Source organism: Pectobacterium odoriferum, from assembly GCF_009931295.1.
Classification (GTDB): domain Bacteria; phylum Pseudomonadota; class Gammaproteobacteria; order Enterobacterales; family Enterobacteriaceae; genus Pectobacterium; species Pectobacterium odoriferum.
Genome location: NZ_CP034938.1, coordinates 3,109,332 through 3,131,509, shown reverse-complemented (window position 1 = coordinate 3,131,509; position 22,178 = coordinate 3,109,332). Strand labels below are relative to the sequence as shown.

Here is a 22,178-nt window from a genome sequence, read left to right as displayed (position 1 = left end):
TGTTGATGTATAAAGAATGAGTCAGCGATTATTTAAATACGCGGAAACGTTCTTCAAAGGAAATATAGGTTTTCTCACCGGCTGGCTGCTCGATTGAGCCAAATGGCATTTGAGCACGCAGTTTCCAACTGGCTGGCAGATCCCACTGTGCTTTCACATCATTGTCGATCAGTGGGTTGTAATGCTGGAGTGAGGCACCAATTTTTTCCTGCGCCAGCGTAGACCACACGGCAAACTGAGCGATACCGGTTGAGTGTTCTGACCAAACCGGGAAGTTATCGGCATAAAGCGCGAATTTTTCCTGTAGTGATTCAATCACGGCGGTGTCTTCAAAGAACAGGACGGTACCCGCGCCAGCGGCAAAGGAAGCTAATTTGCTTTCTGTTGGGGCGAAAGCGTCCGCCGGTACAATTTTCTTCAACTGCTGCTTAACAATATCCCACAGTTTGTGATGCTGCTCGCCGAACAGAATCACAACGCGTGAGCTTTGTGAATTAAAAGAGGAGGGGCTTTCATTAACGGCTTCGGTAATGAGGGCGGTAACCTGATCTTCTGATATCGGTAACTTATTGCCGATGGCATAGATTGAACGACGGGCCTTGATTGACTGCAAAAAAGCATTACTCATGGTGTGTTCCTCAGTTTACGTGATGGCTTACCTTGATACTGTGTCACCGATTTTCGCCGTATTCAATGGCTTATCGTGCCGGATACCAATCTTTCCACTTTCTGCCTTATCCGCCGCAGACGTCGCAGTGCGGGTTTTTCGGCAGCATCATTTCGCGAAATTGCAGCGTCATCGCATCGAACATCAGCAGTCTCCCTGTCGCCAACCTGCCGTAACCGGTCAGCAGCTTAATGGCTTCCATCGCCTGCAAACTTCCGATGGTGCCCACCAGCGGCGACATCACGCCTGCTTCGACGCAGGTCAGCGCATTGGCACCGAACAGACGACTGAGACAATGATAGCAAGGTTCATCGGGCTGATAGGTAAAGACGCTGATTTGGCCTTCCATCCGAATCGCTGCTCCGGAGATCAGCGGTTTCTTGAGCTGAAAGCCAATGCGGTTTAGGCGGTTACGAATGGCAACATTGTCGGTACAGTCCAGCACCGCATCGTATTTGCTGACCAGTTTGCTCAACGCCTCGTCATCAAGATCGCCATCAACCGTATCGAGCGAAAGATGCGGATTCATGTCGGATAACGTTAGACGTGCCGATTCAACCTTCGCCATGCCGATACGGGCATCGCGGTGCAAAACCTGGCGTTGCAGGTTAGACAGAGAGACGGTATCAAAATCCAGCAGCGTTAAATGGCCGACGCCCGCCGCAGCCAGATATTGCGCGGCGGCACAGCCTAGCCCACCCAGCCCGACAATCAGCAGGCGTGAAGCTTTCAGTTTTTCCTGTCCGTCAAAATCAAAGCCGCGCAGCACAATCTGTCGATTGTAGCGCAGCATCTCTTCATCGCTCAGCTCCGGCAACATGCTCAGTGCCCCAGCAGCGCGTTGAAGGGCTCGATTTCGACCCATTCGCCAGCGGCGACGCGACCACGATCTTGCTCCAGTACGATGAAGCAGTTACCGAGGCTGAACGAGCTGAAAACGTGTGACCCTTGATGCCCAGTGGTTCTCACTTCCAGTTCACCCTGTGCGTTACGGCTGAAAATACCGCGCTGGAAATCGGTGCGCCCCGGTGTCTTTTTCAGTGCGCTGGTGGTTTTGACGCGAACACGCGGCGGCAGGCGCCATTGCGTATAGCCAGACAGGCGGGCCAGCAGTGGCTGAACCAGTTGATAGAACGTCAGCGCAGCAGAAACCGGATTCCCCGGCAGGCCGCAGAACCAGGCGTGTTGCAATTTGCCGAAGGCGAAAGGTTTACCGGGTTTGATCGCCAGCTTCCAGAAGTGGATATCGCCCAGTTCATCCAGCATTTGCTTGGTGTAATCCGCCTCGCCAACGGAAACGCCGCCGCTGCTAATCACCAGATCGGCAAGTTGATCGGCCTCGTGGAACGCAGCGCGCAGCGCGGCCGGATCGTCACGGATAATCCCCAGATCGTGCACTTCGCAGCCCAGCTGTTCCAGCATCAAACGGACGGCGAAACGGTTGGTGTCATAAATCTGACCGCCTGCCAGCGGTTCGCCGACGGGTTGCAGCTCATCACCGGTTGAAAACACGGCGACTTTCAGGCGGCGCACCACGTCAATCTGCGCAATCCCCAGTGATGCCAGCAGCGGCAGTTCCGCCACGCCCAGCTTGGTGCCTGCGGGTAACACGCTGGCACCCGCCTGAATATCTTCCCCCGCCAGACGAATATTTTGGCCGGGTTTTACCTCATGGAGAAAGCGGATGCCGTCCTCGCTGACTTCAGCCTCTTCCTGCATGATCACCGTATCGGCTCCGGCGGGAATCGGCGCGCCGGTCATGATGCGAATGCAGGTTCCGGCAGGCCAGTCGCCAGTGAAGGGCGCGCCAGCGAACGCTTTACCCGCCAGCGGCAGCGTTGTTGAAGCGGACAAATCGGCGCAGCGTACGGCATAGCCATCCATCGCGGAATTGGCGAAAGGTGGGACGTTAATCGGAGAGGCAATCGCATGGGCGGTGATCCGTCCTGCGGCGTCGAACAGGGATACGCGCTCTGCCTCGGTAAGGGACGGAACCTGAGAAAACATGTTTTCCAGAGCTTGTTCAAGAGTCAGTAAACCTGCGTTAACGCCTTCCATCTTCACTCCACAGTGTGTTTCATCAATACGACTGATTTTATTAATATGACGTATTTCATCAGTAAGAATCGTGTTCCGGCAACGCGCCGTTCATAGGCGAAAACCCGTTTCCTATGCCAGTATTAATTATGTCAGAGTTCGTCACGGGGGTGAATGTAGGCAGGTCAAGGAATAGGGCTTTTGGCGCGTGAATCCCCGTCATGAATCAAACGGCAAGGACATGGTGTGAAACCGGCGCTTTTTTCCCACAACTCGAACCATTTCGGGCAAAAGTGGGCGGATTTGCAGGACATATTGCCTCTGATGGCCTGTCTTTACGGCAATTAACTTAATGTTATAAAAAGAAATTTTTCACCGTGCCGATTTCAGTTTCCGCTTTACATCATACCTTGCGCTAAATATAGTCGAAAATCGCTGATAATTTGTCCCTGACCGCGTTGCGCTGATTCCAGCCGCATTTATATGGAGATTCGCTGTTCATGTTGCCCACACAGGATCATTATGCCTCGCTATCTTCCCCTGTTCCGGGGCTGGTTTTGCCTGAAAAACGGGTGGTGGAGGTGCGCAACCTGAGTGTCTATTTTGAGCAGCAGGGGCAGCGGACAGATGCGGTGCGTAATTTGACGTTCTCTGTCGATCGGGGCGAAACGCTGGCTATCGTCGGAGAGTCTGGATCGGGTAAGTCGGTGACGTCGCTGGCGCTGATGCGGCTGGTTGAACATGCAGGCGGCGTGATTCATCAGGGAGATATGCTATTTCGCCGTCGCGATGGGCAGGTGCTGGATCTCCGTGGTGCCCGTCAGCGTGCGATGCGCACGTTACGCGGTGCGGATCTGGCGATGATTTTCCAGGAGCCGATGACGTCGCTGAATCCGGTTTTCCCCGTCGGTGAACAGATTGCCGAGTCGATTCGTTTACATCAGGGGATGGACAGACGCGCCGCGCGAGCAGAAACCTTGCGCATGCTGGATCTGGTCAGAATACCGGAAGCGCGCAACGTGCTGGATCGCTACCCGCACCAGCTGTCTGGCGGTATGCGCCAGCGGGTGATGATTGCGATGGCGCTCTCCTGCAAGCCCTCATTGCTGATTGCCGATGAACCGACGACCGCGCTGGATGTCACCATTCAGGCGCAAATTCTGCAACTTATCCGTGTGTTACAGCGTGAAATGGAAATGGCTGTGATTTTCATCACTCATGACATGGGCGTGGTGGCGGAAATGGCCGAGCGCGTACTGGTTATGCACCGTGGGGAAAGCGTCGAAGCGGGGGGCGTTGGGCAGATCTTTACTGCACCGCAGCATCCTTATACTCAGGGGCTGTTGGCGGCGGTACCGGCGTTAGGATCCATGCGCGGCCAACCTTTCCCGGAAAAATTTCCGCTGCTGGATCAACGCGCGGGGCGTATTGCGGACAACGTACCGCAAGATACCGTTCCCGCACAGTCGGAACCGATCTTGCGGGTTAGCAATCTGGTGACGCGTTTTCCCATTCGCAGTGGTTTATTGAACCGCGTGACCCGACAAGTGCATGCGGTGGAAAACGTCAGCTTCGATCTCTGGCCGGGCGAAACGCTCTCGCTGGTTGGCGAATCGGGATGCGGCAAGTCCACCACTAGCCGTGCGTTGCTCCAGCTCGTTGAAAGCCAGAAGGGTGAGATTACCTTTAACGGTCAGCGAATCCATCAACTGAAAGGGGGCGCGTTACAGCACCTGCGGCGTGATATTCAGCTGATTTTTCAGGATCCCTATGCATCACTGGATCCTCGCTTGACGGTCGGTTTCTCGATTATGGAACCGCTGCTGGTGCACAACATTTGCCGTCGGCAGGAAGCGGAAAAGCGCGTTGAGTGGCTGTTGTCGCGCGTAGGGCTGGAGCCAGAGCACGCGAGGCGCTACCCGCATGAGTTTTCCGGCGGCCAGCGGCAGCGCGTTTGCATCGCCAGAGCGCTGGCGTTGAACCCTAAAGTCGTGATTGCGGATGAAGCCGTATCCGCGTTGGACGTGTCGATTCAGGCACAAATCATCAACCTGATGCTGGAACTGCAACGTGAATTCGGCATCGCGTTTTTGTTTATCTCACATGATATGGCGGTGGTTGAGCGTATTAGCCATCGCGTGGCGGTGATGTACATGGGGCAAATTGTCGAGATCGGCTCAAGGCAGGATGTATTTGAACGACCTCGGCACCCTTATACCCGCAAGCTGATGTCGGCAGTACCGGTTGCCGATCCCTCACGCCGCCAGCGTGAGCAGGTGCTGCTGGTTGATGAAATACCCAGCCCGATTCGGGCGCTTGGCGACGAGCCGACCACGGCGCCTCTGGTTCAGGTCGGTGAGCGGCACTTTGTTGCGCACCATCCGATAGCCGGCGCGTATTGACAGGGATTCACAAGGAGAACGTAGCATGAGCGTAATGACGATAAAGCGGCGCTGGTTAGTGGCCGCAGGAGTAACCGCTGCCATGGCGACTTCACCCGTCTGGGCAGCCAAAGATGCGGTTATCGCCGTGGGGTCCACGTTTACCAGCCTGGATCCGTATGATGCCAACGATTCGCTATCGCAGACGGTAGCGAAGTCCTTCTATCAAGGGCTCTTTGGCTTCGATAAAGAGATGAAGCTGGTGAATGTACTGGCGGACAGCTATGACGTGAGCCCAGATGGCCTGACGTATACCGTCAAGCTGCACCCGGGTGTCAAATTTCACGATGGCTCGGCGTTCAACGCCGCCGCCGTGAAAGTGAATCTGGATCGCGCCAGTAACCCCGACAATCGCCTGAAGCGATATAACCTGTTCAAGATGATCGACAAAACCGAGGCGGTTGACGATCTAACGGTGAAAATCACGCTGAAGACGCCGTTCTCCGCGTTCGTGAATAATCTGGCACACCCCGCGGCGGTGATGATCTCGCCGGCAGCATTAAAGCAGTACGGCAAGGACATTGGTTTCCATCCGGTCGGTACCGGTCCGTACCGTTTTGTGGCCTGGAATCAGACCGACTTTGTCAAAGTCGAGAAATTCAGTGGTTACTGGAAGGCGGGGTTGCCGAAACTGGACAGCATTACCTGGCGTCCGGTGGTGGATAACAATACGCGTGCGGCGCTGTTGCAAACCGGTGAAGCGCAGTTTGCTTATCCGATACCGTTCGAGCAGGCCAAGGTGTTGGAGAAAAATGACAAGCTGGCGCTGGTGGCGTCGCCGTCGATTCTGCACCGCTACATCAGTATGAATGTCACGCAGAAACCGTTTGATAACCCGAAAGTACGCGAGGCGTTGAACTACGCGATCAACAAAGAAGCGCTGATTAAAGTGGCCTTCTCCGGCTATGCGACGCCAGCCGAAGGGCCACTGCCGAGCAGCATTGATTATTCGGTAAAATATCACCCGTGGCCTTACGATCCGGCCAAAGCGCGTGAACTGCTGAAAGAAGCGGGCTACCCAGACGGCTTCACCACCACGCTCTGGTCGTCACATAACCACAGCACGGCGCAGAAAGTCTTGCAGTTCACGCAGCAACAGCTGGCGCAGGTTGGTGTGAAAGTGCAGGTGACCGCGATGGATGCGGGGCAACGCGCCGCCGAAGTGGAAGGTAAGGGCGTTAAGGAAACGGGCGTTCGCCTGTTCTACACCGGCTGGTCAGCCTCGACGGGGGAAGCGGACTGGGCGCTGTCGCCGCTGTTTGCCACGGCCTCCTGGCCACCGGCGCAATTCAACACGGCCTTTTACAGCAATCCGCAGGTGGATGCGGATCTGGCGAATGCGCTGAAAACCACGGATCGGACGGAAAAACAGAAACTGTACAAAGATGCGCAGGACAAAATCTGGGCGGATGCGCCGTGGATTTTCCTGGCGACAGAGCGTTTGGTGTCGGCTAATAGCAAAAAACTGACCGGGTTCTACGTGATGCCGGATACCTTGTTCAGTTTTGAAGAGGCCGACCTGAAAGAATAACTCGCCGTAAAAGAATGACCAAGGAGTCGGGTGGCCGTTAGGCTGCCCGCAGTGGTCAACACACGTTCACTCATAGGGAGTCCGACGCATGTCTGTGGAAAACCGTTCATGCTGAATTATTTTATTAAACGACTACTGGGACTGATTCCCACGCTCCTGATTGTGATGGTGCTGGTGTTCCTGTTCGTTCATCTGCTACCCGGCGATCCGGCGCGTTTAGCTGCCGGACGGGAAGCGGATGCTGCCGTTATCGAAATGGTCCGGCAGGATTTGGGGTTGGATAAACCGCTGCCGCAGCAGTTCTGGCACTTCTTTACCAATGTCCTACAAGGGGATTTTGGTACGTCGATCGTATCGAAACGCCCCGTCACCGAAGAGATCGCCATGCGCTTTATGCCGACCTTTTGGCTGACGGTGTGCAGCATGGTGTGGGCGGTGATTTTTGGCATGGCGATCGGCATCGTGTCCGCCGTGTGGCGCAACGGCTGGCCGGACAGAATCGGGATGACGCTGGCGGTATCCGGCCTCTCTTTCCCCGCGTTTGCACTCGGAATGCTGTTAATGCAGGTTTTTTCCGTCGAACTGGGGTGGCTGCCGACGGTGGGGGCGGACACCTGGCTGCACTACATTTTACCCTCTCTGACGCTGGGCGCGGCGGTGGCGGCGGTGATGGCGCGTTTTACTCGTGCGTCGTTTGTCGATGTTTTGCAGGAAGATTATATGCGTACGGCGCGAGCAAAAGGCGTGCGTGAATCGCTGGTTGTGGTGAAGCACGGGCTGCGCAATACGCTGATTCCGGTGGTTACGATGATGGGGCTGCAATTTGGTTTCTTGCTCGGTGGCTCAATCGTCGTGGAGAAGGTCTTTAACTGGCCGGGGCTAGGACGGCTGCTGGTGGATGCGGTGGAGATGCGCGACTATCCGGTGATTCAGGCCGAGGTACTGCTGTTCTCGCTGGAGTTTATTCTGATCAATCTGCTGGTGGATATGCTGTATGCCGCGATTAATCCAGCCATTCGTTATAAATAAGGAAAGGGAATGAGACACTGGCGACGTAAAGCTATGCTGGCGACGCTCCCTGTCATTAGGGATAAATCCGTTCGCACGCCGTGGCGTGAATTCTGGCGGCGCTTTCTTCGGCAGCACGTCGCGGTCACCGCTGGCGTGTTTGTACTGCTGCTGATTGTGGTCGCATTTCTGGCACCGTATCTGATGCCCTATGATGCCGAGAATTATTTCGATTATGAGCGCCTGAATGAAGGCCCGTCGGCGGCACACTGGCTGGGGGTGGATTCATTAGGACGTGATATTTTCAGCCGGATCCTGATGGGAACGCGCATTTCTCTGGCAGCGGGTATTCTCTCGGTGCTGGTCGGGATGATTATCGGCACGACGCTCGGCTTGGTGGCGGGCTACTACGAAGGGTGGGCGGACAGAATCATCATGCGCCTATCCGATGTGCTGTTTGCCTTCCCCGGTATTCTGCTGGCGATTGCCGTTGTGGCGATTATGGGCAGTGGGATGGCGAATGTGATTGTCGCCGTCGCGATCTTCAGCATTCCGGCTTTCGCCCGTCTGGTGCGGGGGAATACGCTGGTGCTGAAGCAGCTTACCTACATCGAATCGGCCCGCAGCATTGGTGCCAGCGATCGGACGATCCTTTTTCGACATATTCTGCCAGGCTCGGTGTCTTCCATCGTGGTGTTTTTCTCGATGCGCATTGGAATGTCGATCATCACCGCCGCCAGCCTGTCATTCTTAGGGCTTGGCGCACAGCCGCCGATGCCGGAATGGGGAGCGATGCTGAACGAAGCGCGATCGGATATGGTGATTGCTCCGCACGTCGCGATCTTCCCTAGTCTGGCGATCTTTCTGACGGTGTTGGCGTTTAATTTATTGGGAGACGGCCTGCGCGATGCGCTCGACCCGAAATTGAAAAGCTGAATAAAAAAAGCGCGGCATTTGCCGCGCTTTTTAGCAGTAAGGCAGTTAGAACGAGGTACGTTTGTAGCTGCGGTACTGTGGTTGCCAGAAGTTATGGTCAATCGCCTTCTGCAACGCATCGGCGGAGGTCACCACGGCTGCGCCTTGCAGCTGTGCGGCTTTACCGACGTCCAGTGCAATACGTTTGGACACCTGCTGGATATCGGACAGATCCGGCAGCAGAGCGCCTTCGCCGTTATTTGCCAGCGGCGAGCAGTCAGCCAGAGCGCGACTGGCGGCCATCAACATACCGTCAGTGATACGTTTGGCACCCGACGCCAGTACACCTAACCCGATACCCGGGAAAATGTAGGAGTTGTTGCACTGTGCGATAGGGAAGACTTTGCCCTGATAGTTAACCGGAGAGAACGGGCTGCCGGTTGCGACCAGCGCTGAGCCTTCTGTCCAGCGAATGATATCTTCTGGACGTGCTTCCACGCGGGATGTCGGGTTAGACAGCGGCATCACGATAGGACGTGCGCAGTGCTTGTGCATTTCACGGATGATTTCTTCCGTGAACAGACCCGGCTGGCCGGATACACCGATCAGAATGGTCGGCTTGGCATTGCGTACCACTTCCAGCAGTGAAATCGCGTCGCTGTTGCAATCCCAGTCAGCCAGCAGTTCACTTTTCTGCACCAGCTTGCTCTGGAAATCGAGCAGGTTCGGCAGTTTGTCCGTCAGCAAACCGAAGCGGTCAACCATGAAGACGCGTGCGCGTGCTTCTTCTTCGCTCAGTCCTTCAGACTTCATCTGCGCGACGATTTGCTCAGCAATACCACAGCCTGCGGAGCCCGCGCCCAGGAAGGTAACGGTCTGATCGCGTAGCTGAGTGCCTGCTGCACGGCTGGCGGCAATCAGGCTGCCGATAGCCACGGCGGCGGTGCCCTGAATGTCATCGTTAAAGCTACAGATTTCGTCACGATAGCGGTTCAGCAGCGGTGTCGCATTTTTCTGCGCGAAGTCTTCAAACTGCAACAGCACGTTCGGCCAGCGGCGTTTAACGGCCTGAATGAATTCGTCAACGAAGGCATAGTATTCGTCGTCGGTGATACGTGGATGACGCCAGCCCATGTACAGCGGATCGTTCAGACGCTGTGGGTTGTTGGTGCCAACATCCAGAACGACAGGCAGGGTGTAGGCTGGGCTGATACCGCCACAGGCGGTGTACAGCGACAGCTTACCGATTGGAATCCCCATGCCGCCGATACCCTGATCGCCCAGACCCAGAATACGCTCACCGTCGGTCACAACGATGACTTTCACGTTCTGCTTGGTGGCGTTTTGCAGCATATCGTCGATATGTGCGCGGTTAGGGTAGGAGATAAACAGGCCGCGTGCGCGACGATAGATATCGGAGAAGTGTTCACAGGCTTCGCCAACGGTCGGGGTGTAGATGATCGGCATCATCTCACTGAGGTGACCGTCCAGCAGGCGATAGAACAGCGTCTCGTTGGTGTCCTGAATGTTACGCAGGTACACGTGTTTTTCAATATCGTGTTTGAATTCCTGATACTGACGCCAGGCGCGTTCTGCCTGTTCTTCGATGGTTTCGACGGCTTCAGGCAGCAGACCATGCAGGTTAAAGTTAGCGCGTTCTTCTTCGGTAAACGCACTGCCTTTATTCAGCAGGGGAAATTCAAGCAATATTGGGCCAGCGTAGGGAATATGGAGAGGACGTTTGCTTTCGTATTCTAATTCCATGACTTTTTACTCTCGGATAACAGAAAAAAACTCAGGTGTTGTCGATAAAAACTGTTGCGGATCTTAAATTACCCAGAGAATATGTACAGAAATTGTTAATTAAAATAGTTACAGATGGCTTGCATCTTAGTAAAAATGCAGGCTTTATCGATTCACCTCTCGTTTTTCCCCCCTTCCCTTTGCCGAAATCCTGCGCTGACCTCGATCGTTATTCCTCAATAAAGTGATGTTCAATGTCGGTGCAGCCCAATTCGGCCAGCATAATTTGCGAAATGGCCCAGTGGCTGACCACGGCATTACGACGCTCAACGACAGCTGCGTGTTTAATGGTGCACGGATCGTCGCCGGCAAGGTTCATCAGATTCAACGCGACTTGCAAAGGCGGCAGGCTAGGGTTAAATGCCGCATTTTCTGCGTAGCATCCGGTATAAATGTTGCCGCTTAAGGTTTCCAGCGCAATGCCGCTGATGGCTTTGCTATAGGGCGCGTGGCTACGGTTGGCGGCATCCAGCGCTTGACGCGCAAGCGCGCCCACATTTTGCAAGGTTGCGCCGTGGTTGATGTCATCCATCAACAAGGTATCGATGTGCAGATCGACGGGACCAAAGGAATCCGGCAGATAGTGGCTGAGCACGGCAGGCTGTCGACCCGGTAGTTGAATGCGCAGCGATGCGGCATTGCGCAGCTCATTCATAAACTGACGACAGTGGCCGCATGGCGTGTAGTTCACGGTCACGGCTCGCAACCCACGTTCATTGCGCATCCAGGCGTGGCTGACGGCGCTTTGTTCGGCATGCACCGTTTGCTGCAACTGAACAGCGCTGAACTCCATGTTGGCACCAAAGTAGAAATTACCGCTGAGTCCTTGCGCAATTGCGCCAACCTGAAAATTCGAGATAGGTGCTTGTGCACAGGCGGCCGCCAGAGGTAATAGCGCAAAAGCCAACGCATCGGCGTCTAGCTGGCTGGCTTCACAGACGGCATTCACGTCGTCAGCCGTTAGCATGGCGGCGAAATCCGGTTTATCGATCAAGGGACCGATCGCGGCTTGCAGACTGGCAGGTAATTGCTGGAAAGCGTTTTCAAATCGTGGATGCATGGTGGCGTACTCTTTTTACCCGTCGATGACGTCATGTTAGGGAGCAGAGTAGCAATAAATTGTGATTGAAATCTCTTTGTTGAATGAAATGGCTGCAAATTAACTGTTAAATGCGAGATGTATCTCAATTTTATAGCGGGATGATGCGAGCTACGCACCATCCCCCGCTAGATTCAGCCGGCAACATGCAAGAGTAGAGGGAAAACTAACGGCGCAATCAGCGACGTGATGATCCCGCAGATGACCAGCGCCAGCGAACTGAATGCGCCTTCCTGATAATCAACTTCCGCGCAGCGCGCCGTACCGAGTGCATGTGAGGCGGTGCCCATTGACAGCCCACGTGCGGCTTTGGTTTTAATACCGACGCGGTTGAACACACTGTGGCCTAAGACTGCGCCGAGGATACCGACGAAAATCACGCAGACGGCGCTGATCGCCGGAATCCCGCCAATCGAGCTGGCGACGGCCATCGCGATCGGCGTGGTGACGGATTTAGGCAGCACCGAGGCGGCGATTTCTGGCGAGGCACCCATCCACAGCGCCACCAGCGTGCCGGAGATAATCGCGGTCAGGCTGCCGATGAAACACACGCTGATGATCGACTTCCAGCGGGCGCGAATTTGATGCAACTGCTCATAAAGCGGGAACGCCAGCGCGACCACCGCCGGTTGCAGCAGGTCGTTAAGGATTTTGCTGCCCTGAAAATAGTGCTCGTAGGGAATCTTCAATACCAGCAGCAGCGGAATAATAATCGCCATCGACACCAGCAGTGGGTTCAACAGCGAAATTCTGGTCAGTGCGGCCAATTTACGTGCGGCGAAAAAGACCATCAAAGTGAGGGGCAGCGACCACCACAAATAGCTGAACATTATTCATTATCCTTCGGCGGCGTGCGATCGCCAGCCACGGCTCGTTCACGCTGCATTATCTGGGTACTGAAACCCACAACCAACATTACAATAAAGGTACTGATCAGGCAGGAAACCACGATGGGGCCGAACTGTTGGCTGACCAGATCGTAATAATTCATCACGCCGACGCCGATAGGGACGAACAGCAGCGCCATGTGACGAATAAGCAGGTGGCAGCCCGGTTTTACCCACTGCGCGGGCAGGATTTGCGAGGCAAGAAGGGCGAACAAGACCAGCATGCCGATGATACTGCCGGGGATAGTGAATGGAAGTAACGCGGATACCGCATTGCCTGCCAGCAGGCAGAGATAAATCAATGCGAAAGCGCGTAAATACTGCCAGCACACGATGAACGTATTACGCATGGGAAATTCCTGATTAGCAGAGGGGATTATCATAACGCTAATGGAATTTACGTGCCACAGCTCACGAATTTTGTTGGGAAGGAAAGAATGGCCCGCCTAAAATATGAGCGACATCTGTCCAAGCTGAAATGAAGCGTGAAGCCGATGAGATAAATTCGGCTCAACCCCACGCCAGCGTGGCAAAGAGGTTGAACCGGAAAAGACAGAGATTATGGACGCGTTATTTTACGTCTACGCTCCACTTGGTGATGTCAATCTGCCCATCGCCACCAAAGATCTCGGTGCCAAACTCAACGCTGCTGATATATTTTGTATTACTCATCCATTTCTTGGTTCCCACCAGATAGTTGGTGAAATGGCGAATATTGAGCGATGCGTTGTTGGTATTGGAGGTGCGAACAAAGGAAAAGACATTCCACCCTTTGCCATTACCGGCGCTGATCCAGCCTTTGAATACGTTCCAACTGCTGCCACCGAGGAAAACTGTTTCAATATAATCACCCGCTGGGCCTGCATTGGTATTATTTAGCCAGATCATTAATTCATCGGTAGGGGGAGAATCCCAACTGGCTTTGTCGGTGGTGTGGAACCAAATGTCATAAGCCGCGTTGTAAGTGCCGGTGGATTTGATGGAATAGGTGACGTTACTGGTAATATTTTTATTACTGGACAATTGTATCGGCAAGCCGCTATTTGCCGTATAGCCCGCCGTCCAGTGCCAACCGCTCACCAGCGATGGATAGGCTTTAACGCTGGAGGAGCTACTTGGCCAGTGCCAGTTCCACCCCATGCTGGTTGGGCTGTTATAGAAAACCGTTTGCTGCCATCCTTTTACTTCATCTTTTCCCCAGACGTTATTGAATACATAATATTTATTATTCTCAAAATAGAGTTTGTCGGCGTCTTTGGAGGAACTGACCGCAGAAGCGGTGAATGGGGAAAGTAACAAGGCAGAAAATAATACGGGAAATAATGTGTGGAATATATGGTGTGGTTTCTTATTTACTGTAAGCATAATAAATCTCCTTTTAAATATATGCTTGAGGTGTTTCATGTTAAAATCTAACACGTATTCATCAGGTGTCTACGGTTGGTTGAATATAAACTGTGGCGTGCTTAACATTTTATATTTATTTCATCGATGCCAGAGTAATTCAATACGTTAACCATGAATAAAATGAAAAACTTATTCGTGTGAATAATTATAAGAGCGGTAATGAATGGTTATCATGTGAAATGAAAATAGAGGACATGTTTTTGCGGCGCACGAGTGCGTGCGCCTTGGCTTACCGGTTAGTCAAATAGCTGTTCATCACGGATGGCCGCACAGACGGCGTCGGTCAGCTTACGCAGTTCATCAGGCTGAATGATAAACGGCGGCATCAGATAAATGAGTCGGCCAAACGGTCGAATCCAGACGCCACGCTCGACAAAGAAACGCTGTAGTCGCGCCATATTGACCGGACGCTGTGTTTCCACCACGCCGATAGCACCCAGCACGCGAATGTTAGCCACCAGCGGAGAATCCGCGCAGGGTTGCAGCGCGTCTCGCATCTGCCGCTCAATATTTTGCACTTGCTGCTGCCAGCGGTTCTCCGCCAACAGCGACAAACTGGCACTGGCTGCCGCGCAGGCGAGCGGATTGCCCATAAATGTGGGGCCGTGCATAAAACAGCCTGCCGCACCGTTGCTGATGGTTTCAGCGACTATCCGCGTGGTCAGCGTAGCGGAGAGCGTCATATAGCCGCCGGTAAGCGCTTTTCCCAGACACATAATATCGGGAGAAATGCCTGCATGCTCGCAGGCAAACAGCTTGCCGGTGCGGCCAAATCCGGTGGCGATCTCATCGGCAATCAGCAAGATCCCCCATTGATCGCACAGTTCCCGCACCCGACTCAGGTAGGCCGGATGATAAAAGCGCATCCCTCCCGCGCCCTGCACGATGGGTTCCAGAATTACGGCCGCGATCTCATAAGCGTGCGCCGACAGCATCGCCTGTAGCGGCGCGATATCAGCTTCCTGCCAGTCGTCGGTAAAACCGCCTTCGTTGATAGCGGCGCATGGCGGCGCATCGACAAACAGATGGGTAGGCAGGTAGCCCTGATACAGACTATGCATCGAATTCTGCGGATCGCACACGGATATCGCACCGAAGGTATCACCGTGATAGCCGTGACGCAGGGTGAGAAAGCGTTGACGGGTTTCCCCCTGTGCTTGCCAATATTGCAGCGCCATTTTCATCGCCACTTCGACAGCCACCGAGCCGGAATCCGCCAGAAAAACGCATTCCAGTGCTTCTGGCGTGATGTCCACCAGTTGGCGGCACAGTGCCACCGCTGCCGGATGGATGATCCCGCCAAACATCACATGCGACATCTGGCTGAGCTGAGCCTGCACCGCTTGATTGATCGCCGGATGGTTGTAGCCGTGAATCGCCGCCCACCACGATGACATGCCGTCAATCAGGCGACGTCCGTCATCCAACTGAAGCTCGACGCCGCTAGCCGCTATCACCGGATAGCAGGGCAGCGGTTCGGTCATTGAGGTGTAGGGATGCCAAATATGGCGCTGGTCAAAAGCAATGTCTTCCGGGCTCATGATGATCTTTCGTAAACCAAAATGGATTCTATTTGGTTGACAGTATATCGGGTTAATTTACACTGGCGAAACGTTTTTAGTTTGGAGATGCCGAGATGGCTGACCGCATGTACTGGACGCTTGAGCAAGCGCAAGACTTATTTAATAAACCATTTCTGGAACTGATGTTTGAAGCGCAGCAGATCCACCGTCAGCATTTTGATCCCCGTCAGGTGCAGGTCAGTACGTTACTGTCGATAAAGACCGGTTCCTGTCCTGAGGACTGTAAGTATTGCCCGCAGAGCTCCCGTTATCGCACTGGGATTGATACCGAACGCCTGATGCAGGTTGAACAGGTGCTGGAATCGGCCCGTCAGGCGAAAGCCGCAGGATCGACGCGCTTTTGTATGGGCGCGGCGTGGAAAAACCCGCACGAGCGCGACATGCCGTATCTGGAACAGATGGTGCAAGGCGTTAAAGCAATGGGGATGGAAACCTGCATGACGCTGGGAACGCTGCACAACGATCAGGCCGAGCGTCTGGCCTCTGCTGGGTTGGATTTCTATAACCATAACCTCGATACCTCGCCAGAATTTTACGGCAGCATCATTACTACCCGCACGTATCAAGAGCGTCTGGATACGCTGGATAAAGTGCGCGGTGCGGGCATTAAAGTCTGTTCCGGCGGCATTGTTGGGCTGGGTGAAACCGTGCGCGATCGTGCCGGGCTGCTGGTGCAATTGGCTAACCTGCCGACTCCGCCGGAAAGCGTGCCGATCAACATGCTGGTTAAGGTGAAAGGCACGCCGCTGGCGGATAACGATGATGTCGATCCGTTTGATTTCATTCGTACTATTGCCGTTGCGCGTATCATGATGCCGGCTTCTTATGTACGCCTGTCCGCCGGACGCGAGCAGATGAGTGAACAAACACAGGCGATGTGCTTTATGGCGGGGGCGAACTCCATTTTCTACGGCTGCAAACTGCTCACGACGCCAAACCCGAAAGAAGACAAGGATCTGGCGCTGTTCCTCAAACTGGGTCTGAATCCGCAACAGACGGCGACCGAATACGGGGATAACCAACAACAACAGCGGTTGGCGGAACAGTTGATTAACGCCGATAGCGAGCAGTTTTATAATGCTGCGGTATAACGTCGGGTCTGCAAACTGCTGGGTAAGGCGTGCTGAATCATGAGCTGGCAGCAACGTATTGACGCCGCGCTGGTGCAGCGTCAGCGCGATGATGCCTACCGTATGCGGCGGGCTAATCAAGGCGGCAGTGGGCGCTGGCTGATGCAGGGCGATCATTGCTACCTGAATTTTTCCAGCAACGACTATCTGGGGTTGAGCCATCACCCAGAGATTGTACGCGCCTGGCAGCAGGGCGCTGAGCAATACGGTATTGGCAGCGGTGGTTCCGGACATGTGACGGGCTATACCGATGCCCATGCCGCGCTGGAAAGTCAGCTTGCCGATTGGCTGGGTTATCCGCGTGCGCTGCTGTTTATTTCCGGCTATGCCGCGAATCAGGCTGTGGTGGCCGCGTTGGCACAGGCGGCAGACCGTATCTTTGCCGATAAGCTCAGCCATGCTTCGTTGCTGGAAGCGGCTGCACAGTCACCCGCGACCCTGCGGCGCTTTAAACATAATCAGCCCGATAATCTGCAAGCGCTGCTGGAGAAACCTACGGACGGCCAGACGCTGGTGGTGACCGAAGGCATTTTCAGCATGGATGGCGACACCGCACCGCTGTCGGCGTTGCAAAATCAGTGCAGGGCGCACGATGCCTGGCTGATGGTGGACGATGCGCACGGGATTGGCGTGCTGGGTGATGAAGGTCGCGGGAGCTGTTGGCAGCAGGGCGTCAAACCCGAGTTGCTGATTGTCACGTTCGGCAAGGCGTTTGGCGTGAGCGGGGCGGCGGTACTGTGCGCTGAACCGCTGGCAGAGTACTTCCTGCAATTCGCTCGTCATTTGATTTACAGCACCTCGATGCCAGCGGCACAGGCCTGTGCGCTGAGCGCGGCAGTCAACTGTGTCCGGCAGGGCGACGCGCGGCGTGATGCATTACGACGCAACATCGCCCAGTTCCGTGCGGGCTTTTCCAACTCCACCTATCAACTGATGGATTCACAGAGCGCGATTCAACCGCTGATTGTTGGTGAGAACGCGCGGGCAATGGCACTGATGAGCCATCTGCGCGAACAGGGCGTGTGGGTCAGTGCGATGCGGCCACCAACGGTGCCTGTCGGCAGCGCACGTCTGCGCATTACGCTGACGGCGGAACACCAGCCGGAAGATATCAGTCGCTTGCTTACGGTATTACACCATGCTGACAGAAAACTATAACAAGCAGGCGATTGCGCAGGCGTTTGGGCGAGCAGCAGGGGGCTATGACCGCTTTGCCGAACTGCAACGCACCAGCGGAGAACGCCTGCTGGCGCTGATGCCGTCGCACAGCGGTTTACAGGTATTGGATGCGGGCTGCGGAACTGGGCATTTTAGTCGCCACTGGCGTCAGGCTGGTAAGAATGTGACGGCGCTGGATTTGTCGGTGGACATGCTGGCGCATGCCCGTGAGCAGCACGTTGCCGATCGTTATCTGGAAGGCGATATCGAAAACCTGCCGCTGACGGATTGCTGTGTGGATATCAGCTACAGCAATCTGGCTGTGCAGTGGTGCGATTCGTTACCGCGTGCGCTGGCCGAGCTGTATCGGGTCACGCGGCCGGGGGGCGTTATTGCGTTTGCGACGTTAGCGGACGGGTCCTTAAGCGAACTGTCACAGGCGTGGCAGCGTCTGGACGGCACACAGCGGACGAATCGCTTTCTGTCGCTCTCCGCTATCGAAGCAGCCTGTCAGCCTTATCGCCATCATGTGGTTCAAGAACGTGAGGTTTGCCTTTTCCCAGATGTATTGGCATTGATGAAATCACTGAAGGGGATTGGTGCGACCTGGTTGCACGACGGGCGTGCACCGGGGCTATTGAGCCGGGCGCGTCTGACGGCGCTGTCTGCTCATTATCCGCAAGAACAGGGCGGCTACCCGCTCAGCTATCAACTGGTTTATGGAGTGATTTATCGTGATTGAGCGCTGGTTTGTGACGGGCACGGATACCGAAGTCGGGAAAACGGTCGCCAGCACGGCGCTACTTCAGGCTGCGAATCAGGCAGGATACCGCACCGCAGGCTATAAACCCGTAGCGTCCGGCTGTGAAATGACGGTTGACGGCATTCGCAACAGCGATGCGCTGGCGCTTCAGGCCAATAGCAGTGTCCGGCTGGATTATCAGGCGGTGAACCCGCTGGCGTTTATGGAACCGACTTCACCGCATATTATCAGTGCGGTGGAACAGCGGCCTATCCATCTCCCAGCGTTGTCCGCAGGGCTACGGGAATTAGAAACGCAGGCGGATTGGCTATTGGTCGAAGGGGCGGGCGGGTGGTTTACGCCGCTGTCGGCGCAGGACACGTTTGCCGACTGGGTTGTTCGGGAACAGCTTCCCGTGATTTTGGTGGTCGGTATCAAGCTAGGTTGTATCAACCACGCGATGTTAACGGCCCACGCCATTCAACACGCTGGGTTGCGCCTTGGCGGCTGGATTGCAAATGACATTACGCCACCTGGAAAATGGCATCAGCCATATCTGCAAACGCTGCAACAGCGCCTGCCCGCGCCGATGCTGGGCGAAATTCCTTATGTATCGGATCTTCAGCAGCATAATCTGGGGCAGTACGTTGATATTACATTATTAGCGAAATAAGTAACGCCACTAAAAACGTTGGGATGTTTTTTTATTATTGGCTGACTATTTTATGCCAAATGATAATGGTGTTATTTATTATTTCCTCACTCAATGGATTAACGCGATGTTTTTAATAAAAGCGCTAATCCATTTATTTTTAAAACCACGTTTAATTAATCTCTGGTTGCTCGTGAAATAAGGGTGGTAGAATAAATACCGTAATTTTTCTTTTATTAGGTGTGTTTTTATTAAAAGTATTTATGCGAACAACTAACGTGATTCAAGGAACGTATCATGGCGAATATTATTTACCTTTCACTTAATGGCGATAAACAAGGATTGATATCAGCAGGGTGTTCCACTATAGCATCGATAGGAAACCTGCATCGGTCAGGGCATGAAGACGAAATTTTTGTTTACGAGTTAAATACCAGCGTTATGCGGGAAGATAACGTTTCGTTCTATCCCCTCCAGATTAGAAAACCCATAGATAAATCAACCCCGCTAATATTCCAGTCCCTGGGCGATAAAGAGATATTAACCTGCGAACTTTCTCTCTATCGGACAGCAATGGCGGGCGGTAATGAGCTGTATTTCAAAATAAGGCTATTAGGCGGAATTATTTCGGGTATCAATGCTGTGTATCCTAATTCTTTGACGCATAACGATTTACAGCCAAGCGAAAGCGTGTCTTTTAAATTTAACACCATTGAATGGGAACATGTGGCTGCACGCACCAGTTCCTATCTGTTCTGGCAGGATGCCGCTATGTGAAATGATGACTGATTCATTTCATTCTGGCTATTTCTATCTTTCTGCGCTATTGCCTATAAATAAGAAGGCGTTGAGGGTTTTATGAGTAAACGATCGAAGATTGTGGGTGGTTCAACGGCAACGACGAATAAGAGCGGTTTAATTTACAGTGAGGTACTTGGCTGGATTGATTTAGGTCATGCCCAAGGAGACGATATCAGAAAGTTGTTACTGCAATTTGAGGCAGGCGAGAGTGGGGATAAACCGTATTACGATGTGAAATATTTCCAGGATATGCGGAAATTTAGGAAAAGAATCGGTACATCTAAATATACCGTCTGGCGCATCAAGAAAGGCGTGTCACGGAGCGAGCAGTTCAGCATCGCGTTAGCGATGATGATGGCAGTCGCTCCCCGTTTTGAGGGGTTCCAAGATGGCTTTCCGTTTAATTTTTTCACCGACAGCGGGTTTAGCGCCGAAGATCTCGTCTCGGATTTATTGGGCTTTTATCGCGTCGTTGATGGCATACATTACTTCTCTGAACTCAAACCGATTAGCAGGGATGAGGCATTAAAACGCTGGGATTTTTACGGTTCTATCGGGGCTTTCAAGAATAAATCATTCAGGCCGCTGCTCTTCCCCGATCCAGAGCTGAACCCGAATGCGCAGCCCTATTTCGGCGTGTTGCCTGCATTTATGACGAGAATAAAACCCTACACTTCCGTTCCGTCTGAACGGGTTGATATTGTGATTGATGATGGAACCGGGTGGCACCTGAATTTTTCAGGAGGGTAAATGGCGACGCTATATCGTTTGCTGCAAAATCTGCTTATGGGTTGTCTCATCGCTGTGGGGCTGTTGTGGTGGTTTTCGACTGGTTCTGATTCTGGTTTTGAATTTTACACAGTGGAGGACCAAGCCCTGTACGAAACGCTCACTGACGATATTGTCAAAGGCGCGCCGCGCATCTCGACAAATTATCGGTTTGTTTACTATCCACCACAGGAATCGGCATCGGAAGTGAGCGCGGTGTATTTTGAAGACACCACGGATGTCGCCTCGTTGAGAGACTACCTTATTTCCATCGGTTGTACCCTTGATAGGACGGAAGTAAATGTCGAAAACTGGCTAAGTAAGGATAAGACCAAAGCAATAACGATTTTTGTCGACCCAAAGGGAAAAACAGTGGGTTTGGAAATTCGATTGCCGCCACCGTCGTGGTGGTGATGAACTGGGGGACATGAGTGCTTTTGGGGAGGATAAATGGCGACGCTATATCGATTTCTGTGTGACTTGGGTATGGCTTGTATCATAGCGGCGGGGTTGCTGTGGTGGTTTTTTTCAGGCTTCGATCTTGAAAGTAAACATTACACTATGGAAGACAAAGCTCTCTACGAAGAGCTTACTGACGATATCGTCAAAGGTGTACCTCGTATATCGGCGGTTTATCAGTTTGTGAAAGCACCTCAAGAGGGCCCTGCATCGGAAGTGAGCGCAGTATATTTTGAAAACACCGCGGATATTGCCTCATTGAGAGACTACCTTATTTCCATCGGCTGTACCCTTGAGAAGGTGGAGGGAAACGGCGAAGAATGGCTGAGCAAGGATAAAACAAAAACGGTAGTGATTTTTGTCGACGCTAAGGGAAAAAGGGTTGGTGTGGAGGTTGTACTGCCAAAACAACTGTGATGGTGACTGTTGGCAAACCTTCGTCTGCGTTTAATCACGCAACGGTTTTTGTTGTTTTTTACCACCATCTGTTTCATGAGTGTAAAACCTACATTTTTATGCCGATTAATAGCTAAAACCTTCTTGAGTTTTCCCCTAACTCCCCGCTATGCCTGAATTGTTGCGATTTAGCCTTCTGCTGTTTTTAGTCTTTTTCCGTCTAATACTTATGCGATAAATCACAGAAAGAGTGTGAAGAAAATCCATATCAGGGGGGATCGCGAATGAAGCGGGTATTTCTCTAACTCAGTGCTGATGCGGTGTTGTGGGAGTTATCCACCATTTCTGTGGATAACTATGTGCATTATGGATAGACAACGCGTCCTAACCGAGAGCTGGCGCGGGTTGTCGCTGGGTTGGCGCTATTCTCCACGGTTTTTCTAATCTATTTATTATCATATGCTTAAGTAAAATCAAGCGTCTTGAACATCAATGGGGTGTAGTTGCATAAATTAGCGTCACCGCTCATCCCCGCATGTTACATTTTTACCAAATCTGGGGATAAATCACGATGATTTTATCTGGTAGATTGAAGAGGGATGTGCTAGCAAATTCATTTGTCGATTAATCATCCAATCCAGCGATAATTTCCTTGATGCTGTTTTTATATCCAGTATCATTGCGGTGGCGAATT

At 53.2% G+C, this 22,178-nt stretch carries 21 protein-coding genes; 12 read left to right on the top strand and 9 right to left on the bottom strand.

What is annotated here, in order from left to right:
- Positions 1 to 28: 28 nt before the first annotated feature.
- From EO763_RS14055 to moeA, 3 genes are all read right to left on the bottom strand, one after another.
- Positions 29 to 628, bottom strand: coding sequence for a nitroreductase family protein (locus tag EO763_RS14055; protein ID WP_161529322.1), 600 nt, complete (start codon positions 626 to 628; stop codon positions 29 to 31).
- A gap of 106 nt (positions 629 to 734) precedes the next feature.
- The gene (moeB, locus tag EO763_RS14050; RefSeq protein ID WP_161529321.1) at positions 735 to 1,487 is read right to left on the bottom strand and encodes a molybdopterin-synthase adenylyltransferase MoeB; all 753 of its coding nucleotides are present in this window, start codon (positions 1,485 to 1,487) and stop codon (positions 735 to 737) included.
- Between the two features lie 2 nt (positions 1,488 to 1,489).
- Positions 1,490 to 2,725, bottom strand: a complete 1,236-nt coding sequence (gene moeA / locus EO763_RS14045; RefSeq protein ID WP_161529320.1) for a molybdopterin molybdotransferase MoeA — start codon at positions 2,723 to 2,725, stop codon at positions 1,490 to 1,492.
- A 479-nt stretch (positions 2,726 to 3,204) separates the two neighbouring features.
- Here moeA and EO763_RS14040 point away from each other — a divergent pair, with 479 nt between their 5' ends.
- From EO763_RS14040 to gsiD, 4 genes are all read left to right on the top strand, one after another.
- Positions 3,205 to 5,106: a dipeptide ABC transporter ATP-binding protein gene (locus EO763_RS14040; RefSeq protein WP_161529319.1), complete on the top strand. Its 1,902-nt coding sequence runs from the start codon at positions 3,205 to 3,207 to the stop codon at positions 5,104 to 5,106.
- Positions 5,107 to 5,131: 25 nt separating this feature from the next.
- On the top strand, positions 5,132 to 6,676 hold the full coding sequence (gsiB, locus tag EO763_RS14035) for a glutathione ABC transporter substrate-binding protein GsiB (RefSeq protein ID WP_208851956.1): 1,545 nt from the start codon (positions 5,132 to 5,134) through the stop codon (positions 6,674 to 6,676).
- A gap of 108 nt (positions 6,677 to 6,784) precedes the next feature.
- On the top strand, positions 6,785 to 7,705 hold the full coding sequence (gsiC, locus tag EO763_RS14030; protein WP_039493260.1) for a glutathione ABC transporter permease GsiC: 921 nt from the start codon (positions 6,785 to 6,787) through the stop codon (positions 7,703 to 7,705).
- A 9-nt stretch (positions 7,706 to 7,714) separates the two neighbouring features.
- Complete coding sequence (gene gsiD, locus EO763_RS14025) at positions 7,715 to 8,620, top strand: glutathione ABC transporter permease GsiD (protein WP_161529318.1); 906 nt, start codon at positions 7,715 to 7,717, stop codon at positions 8,618 to 8,620.
- Positions 8,621 to 8,665: 45 nt separating this feature from the next.
- Here the strand turns inward: gsiD and EO763_RS14020 are convergent, their stop codons facing one another.
- From EO763_RS14020 to bioA, 6 genes are all read right to left on the bottom strand, one after another.
- Positions 8,666 to 10,363, bottom strand: a complete 1,698-nt coding sequence (locus EO763_RS14020) for an NAD-dependent malic enzyme (RefSeq protein WP_039493265.1) — start codon at positions 10,361 to 10,363, stop codon at positions 8,666 to 8,668.
- A 208-nt stretch (positions 10,364 to 10,571) separates the two neighbouring features.
- Positions 10,572 to 11,462, bottom strand: a complete 891-nt coding sequence (gene cdd / locus EO763_RS14015; RefSeq protein WP_161529317.1) for a cytidine deaminase — start codon at positions 11,460 to 11,462, stop codon at positions 10,572 to 10,574.
- A 173-nt stretch (positions 11,463 to 11,635) separates the two neighbouring features.
- Positions 11,636 to 12,331, bottom strand: coding sequence for a CidB/LrgB family autolysis modulator (locus EO763_RS14010; protein WP_161529316.1), 696 nt, complete (start codon positions 12,329 to 12,331; stop codon positions 11,636 to 11,638).
- Complete coding sequence (locus EO763_RS14005) at positions 12,331 to 12,738, bottom strand: CidA/LrgA family protein (RefSeq protein WP_161529315.1); 408 nt, start codon at positions 12,736 to 12,738, stop codon at positions 12,331 to 12,333. The genes EO763_RS14010 and EO763_RS14005 overlap by 1 nt, the downstream gene beginning before the upstream one ends.
- A 220-nt stretch (positions 12,739 to 12,958) precedes the next feature.
- Positions 12,959 to 13,753 carry a GH12 family glycosyl hydrolase domain-containing protein gene (locus EO763_RS14000; protein WP_161529314.1) on the bottom strand — a complete coding sequence of 265 codons (795 nt, stop codon included), beginning with the start codon at positions 13,751 to 13,753 and terminating at the stop codon, positions 12,959 to 12,961.
- A 278-nt stretch (positions 13,754 to 14,031) separates the two neighbouring features.
- The gene (gene bioA, locus EO763_RS13995) at positions 14,032 to 15,336 is read right to left on the bottom strand and encodes an adenosylmethionine--8-amino-7-oxononanoate transaminase (protein WP_161529313.1); all 1,305 of its coding nucleotides are present in this window, start codon (positions 15,334 to 15,336) and stop codon (positions 14,032 to 14,034) included.
- A 95-nt stretch (positions 15,337 to 15,431) separates the two neighbouring features.
- On the opposite strand from bioA, the gene bioB reads away from it, so the two are divergent.
- The 8 genes from bioB to EO763_RS13955 all read left to right on the top strand — a co-directional run bounded on the left by bioB (position 15,432) and on the right by EO763_RS13955 (position 21,505).
- Positions 15,432 to 16,469 carry a biotin synthase BioB gene (bioB, locus tag EO763_RS13990; protein WP_039357335.1) on the top strand — a complete coding sequence of 346 codons (1,038 nt, stop codon included), beginning with the start codon at positions 15,432 to 15,434 and terminating at the stop codon, positions 16,467 to 16,469.
- Between the two features lie 39 nt (positions 16,470 to 16,508).
- Positions 16,509 to 17,666, top strand: coding sequence for an 8-amino-7-oxononanoate synthase (bioF, locus tag EO763_RS13985; RefSeq protein WP_161529312.1), 1,158 nt, complete (start codon positions 16,509 to 16,511; stop codon positions 17,664 to 17,666).
- Complete coding sequence (bioC, locus tag EO763_RS13980; RefSeq protein ID WP_161529311.1) at positions 17,647 to 18,408, top strand: malonyl-ACP O-methyltransferase BioC; 762 nt, start codon at positions 17,647 to 17,649, stop codon at positions 18,406 to 18,408. Before bioF ends, bioC begins: the two co-directional genes overlap by 20 nt.
- Entirely contained in the window at positions 18,401 to 19,081 is a 681-nt protein-coding gene (gene bioD, locus EO763_RS13975) for a dethiobiotin synthase (protein ID WP_161529310.1), read from the top strand. Before bioC ends, bioD begins: the two co-directional genes overlap by 8 nt.
- Positions 19,082 to 19,357: 276 nt before the next feature.
- Positions 19,358 to 19,837, top strand: a complete 480-nt coding sequence (locus tag EO763_RS13970; RefSeq protein ID WP_161529309.1) for an Hcp family type VI secretion system effector — start codon at positions 19,358 to 19,360, stop codon at positions 19,835 to 19,837.
- 81 nt (positions 19,838 to 19,918) lie between these two features.
- Positions 19,919 to 20,611: a hypothetical protein gene (locus tag EO763_RS13965; protein WP_161529308.1), complete on the top strand. Its 693-nt coding sequence runs from the start codon at positions 19,919 to 19,921 to the stop codon at positions 20,609 to 20,611.
- Positions 20,612 to 21,043 carry a hypothetical protein gene (locus EO763_RS13960; protein WP_161529307.1) on the top strand — a complete coding sequence of 144 codons (432 nt, stop codon included), beginning with the start codon at positions 20,612 to 20,614 and terminating at the stop codon, positions 21,041 to 21,043.
- A 36-nt stretch (positions 21,044 to 21,079) separates the two neighbouring features.
- Positions 21,080 to 21,505: a hypothetical protein gene (locus tag EO763_RS13955; protein ID WP_161529306.1), complete on the top strand. Its 426-nt coding sequence runs from the start codon at positions 21,080 to 21,082 to the stop codon at positions 21,503 to 21,505.
- The last annotated feature ends 673 nt before the right edge of the window (positions 21,506 to 22,178 follow it).

Excerpts from the sequence above, each read along its gene's own strand:
- cdd (WP_161529317.1), bottom strand. The coding sequence starts at position 11,462 with ATGCATCCACGATTTGAAAACGCTTTCCAGCAATTACCTGCCAGTCTG.
- bioC (WP_161529311.1), top strand. The coding sequence starts at position 17,647 with ATGCTGACAGAAAACTATAACAAGCAGGCGATTGCGCAGGCGTTTGGG.
- EO763_RS13965 (WP_161529308.1), top strand. The coding sequence starts at position 19,919 with ATGAGTAAACGATCGAAGATTGTGGGTGGTTCAACGGCAACGACGAAT.
- EO763_RS14010 (WP_161529316.1), bottom strand. The coding sequence starts at position 12,331 with ATGTTCAGCTATTTGTGGTGGTCGCTGCCCCTCACTTTGATGGTCTTT.
- gsiD (WP_161529318.1), top strand. The coding sequence starts at position 7,715 with ATGAGACACTGGCGACGTAAAGCTATGCTGGCGACGCTCCCTGTCATT.
- bioA (WP_161529313.1), bottom strand. The coding sequence starts at position 15,336 with ATGAGCCCGGAAGACATTGCTTTTGACCAGCGCCATATTTGGCATCCC.
- gsiB (WP_208851956.1), top strand. The coding sequence starts at position 5,132 with ATGAGCGTAATGACGATAAAGCGGCGCTGGTTAGTGGCCGCAGGAGTA.
- EO763_RS13955 (WP_161529306.1), top strand. The coding sequence starts at position 21,080 with ATGGCGACGCTATATCGATTTCTGTGTGACTTGGGTATGGCTTGTATC.
- bioF (WP_161529312.1), top strand. The coding sequence starts at position 16,509 with ATGAGCTGGCAGCAACGTATTGACGCCGCGCTGGTGCAGCGTCAGCGC.
- gsiC (WP_039493260.1), top strand. The coding sequence starts at position 6,785 with ATGCTGAATTATTTTATTAAACGACTACTGGGACTGATTCCCACGCTC.
- moeA (WP_161529320.1), bottom strand. The coding sequence starts at position 2,725 with ATGGAAGGCGTTAACGCAGGTTTACTGACTCTTGAACAAGCTCTGGAA.
- EO763_RS14040 (WP_161529319.1), top strand. The coding sequence starts at position 3,205 with ATGTTGCCCACACAGGATCATTATGCCTCGCTATCTTCCCCTGTTCCG.
- EO763_RS14055 (WP_161529322.1), bottom strand. The coding sequence starts at position 628 with ATGAGTAATGCTTTTTTGCAGTCAATCAAGGCCCGTCGTTCAATCTAT.
- EO763_RS13960 (WP_161529307.1), top strand. The coding sequence starts at position 20,612 with ATGGCGACGCTATATCGTTTGCTGCAAAATCTGCTTATGGGTTGTCTC.
- EO763_RS13970 (WP_161529309.1), top strand. The coding sequence starts at position 19,358 with ATGGCGAATATTATTTACCTTTCACTTAATGGCGATAAACAAGGATTG.
- EO763_RS14000 (WP_161529314.1), bottom strand. The coding sequence starts at position 13,753 with ATGCTTACAGTAAATAAGAAACCACACCATATATTCCACACATTATTT.
- moeB (WP_161529321.1), bottom strand. The coding sequence starts at position 1,487 with ATGTTGCCGGAGCTGAGCGATGAAGAGATGCTGCGCTACAATCGACAG.
- bioB (WP_039357335.1), top strand. The coding sequence starts at position 15,432 with ATGGCTGACCGCATGTACTGGACGCTTGAGCAAGCGCAAGACTTATTT.
- EO763_RS14005 (WP_161529315.1), bottom strand. The coding sequence starts at position 12,738 with ATGCGTAATACGTTCATCGTGTGCTGGCAGTATTTACGCGCTTTCGCA.
- EO763_RS14020 (WP_039493265.1), bottom strand. The coding sequence starts at position 10,363 with ATGGAATTAGAATACGAAAGCAAACGTCCTCTCCATATTCCCTACGCT.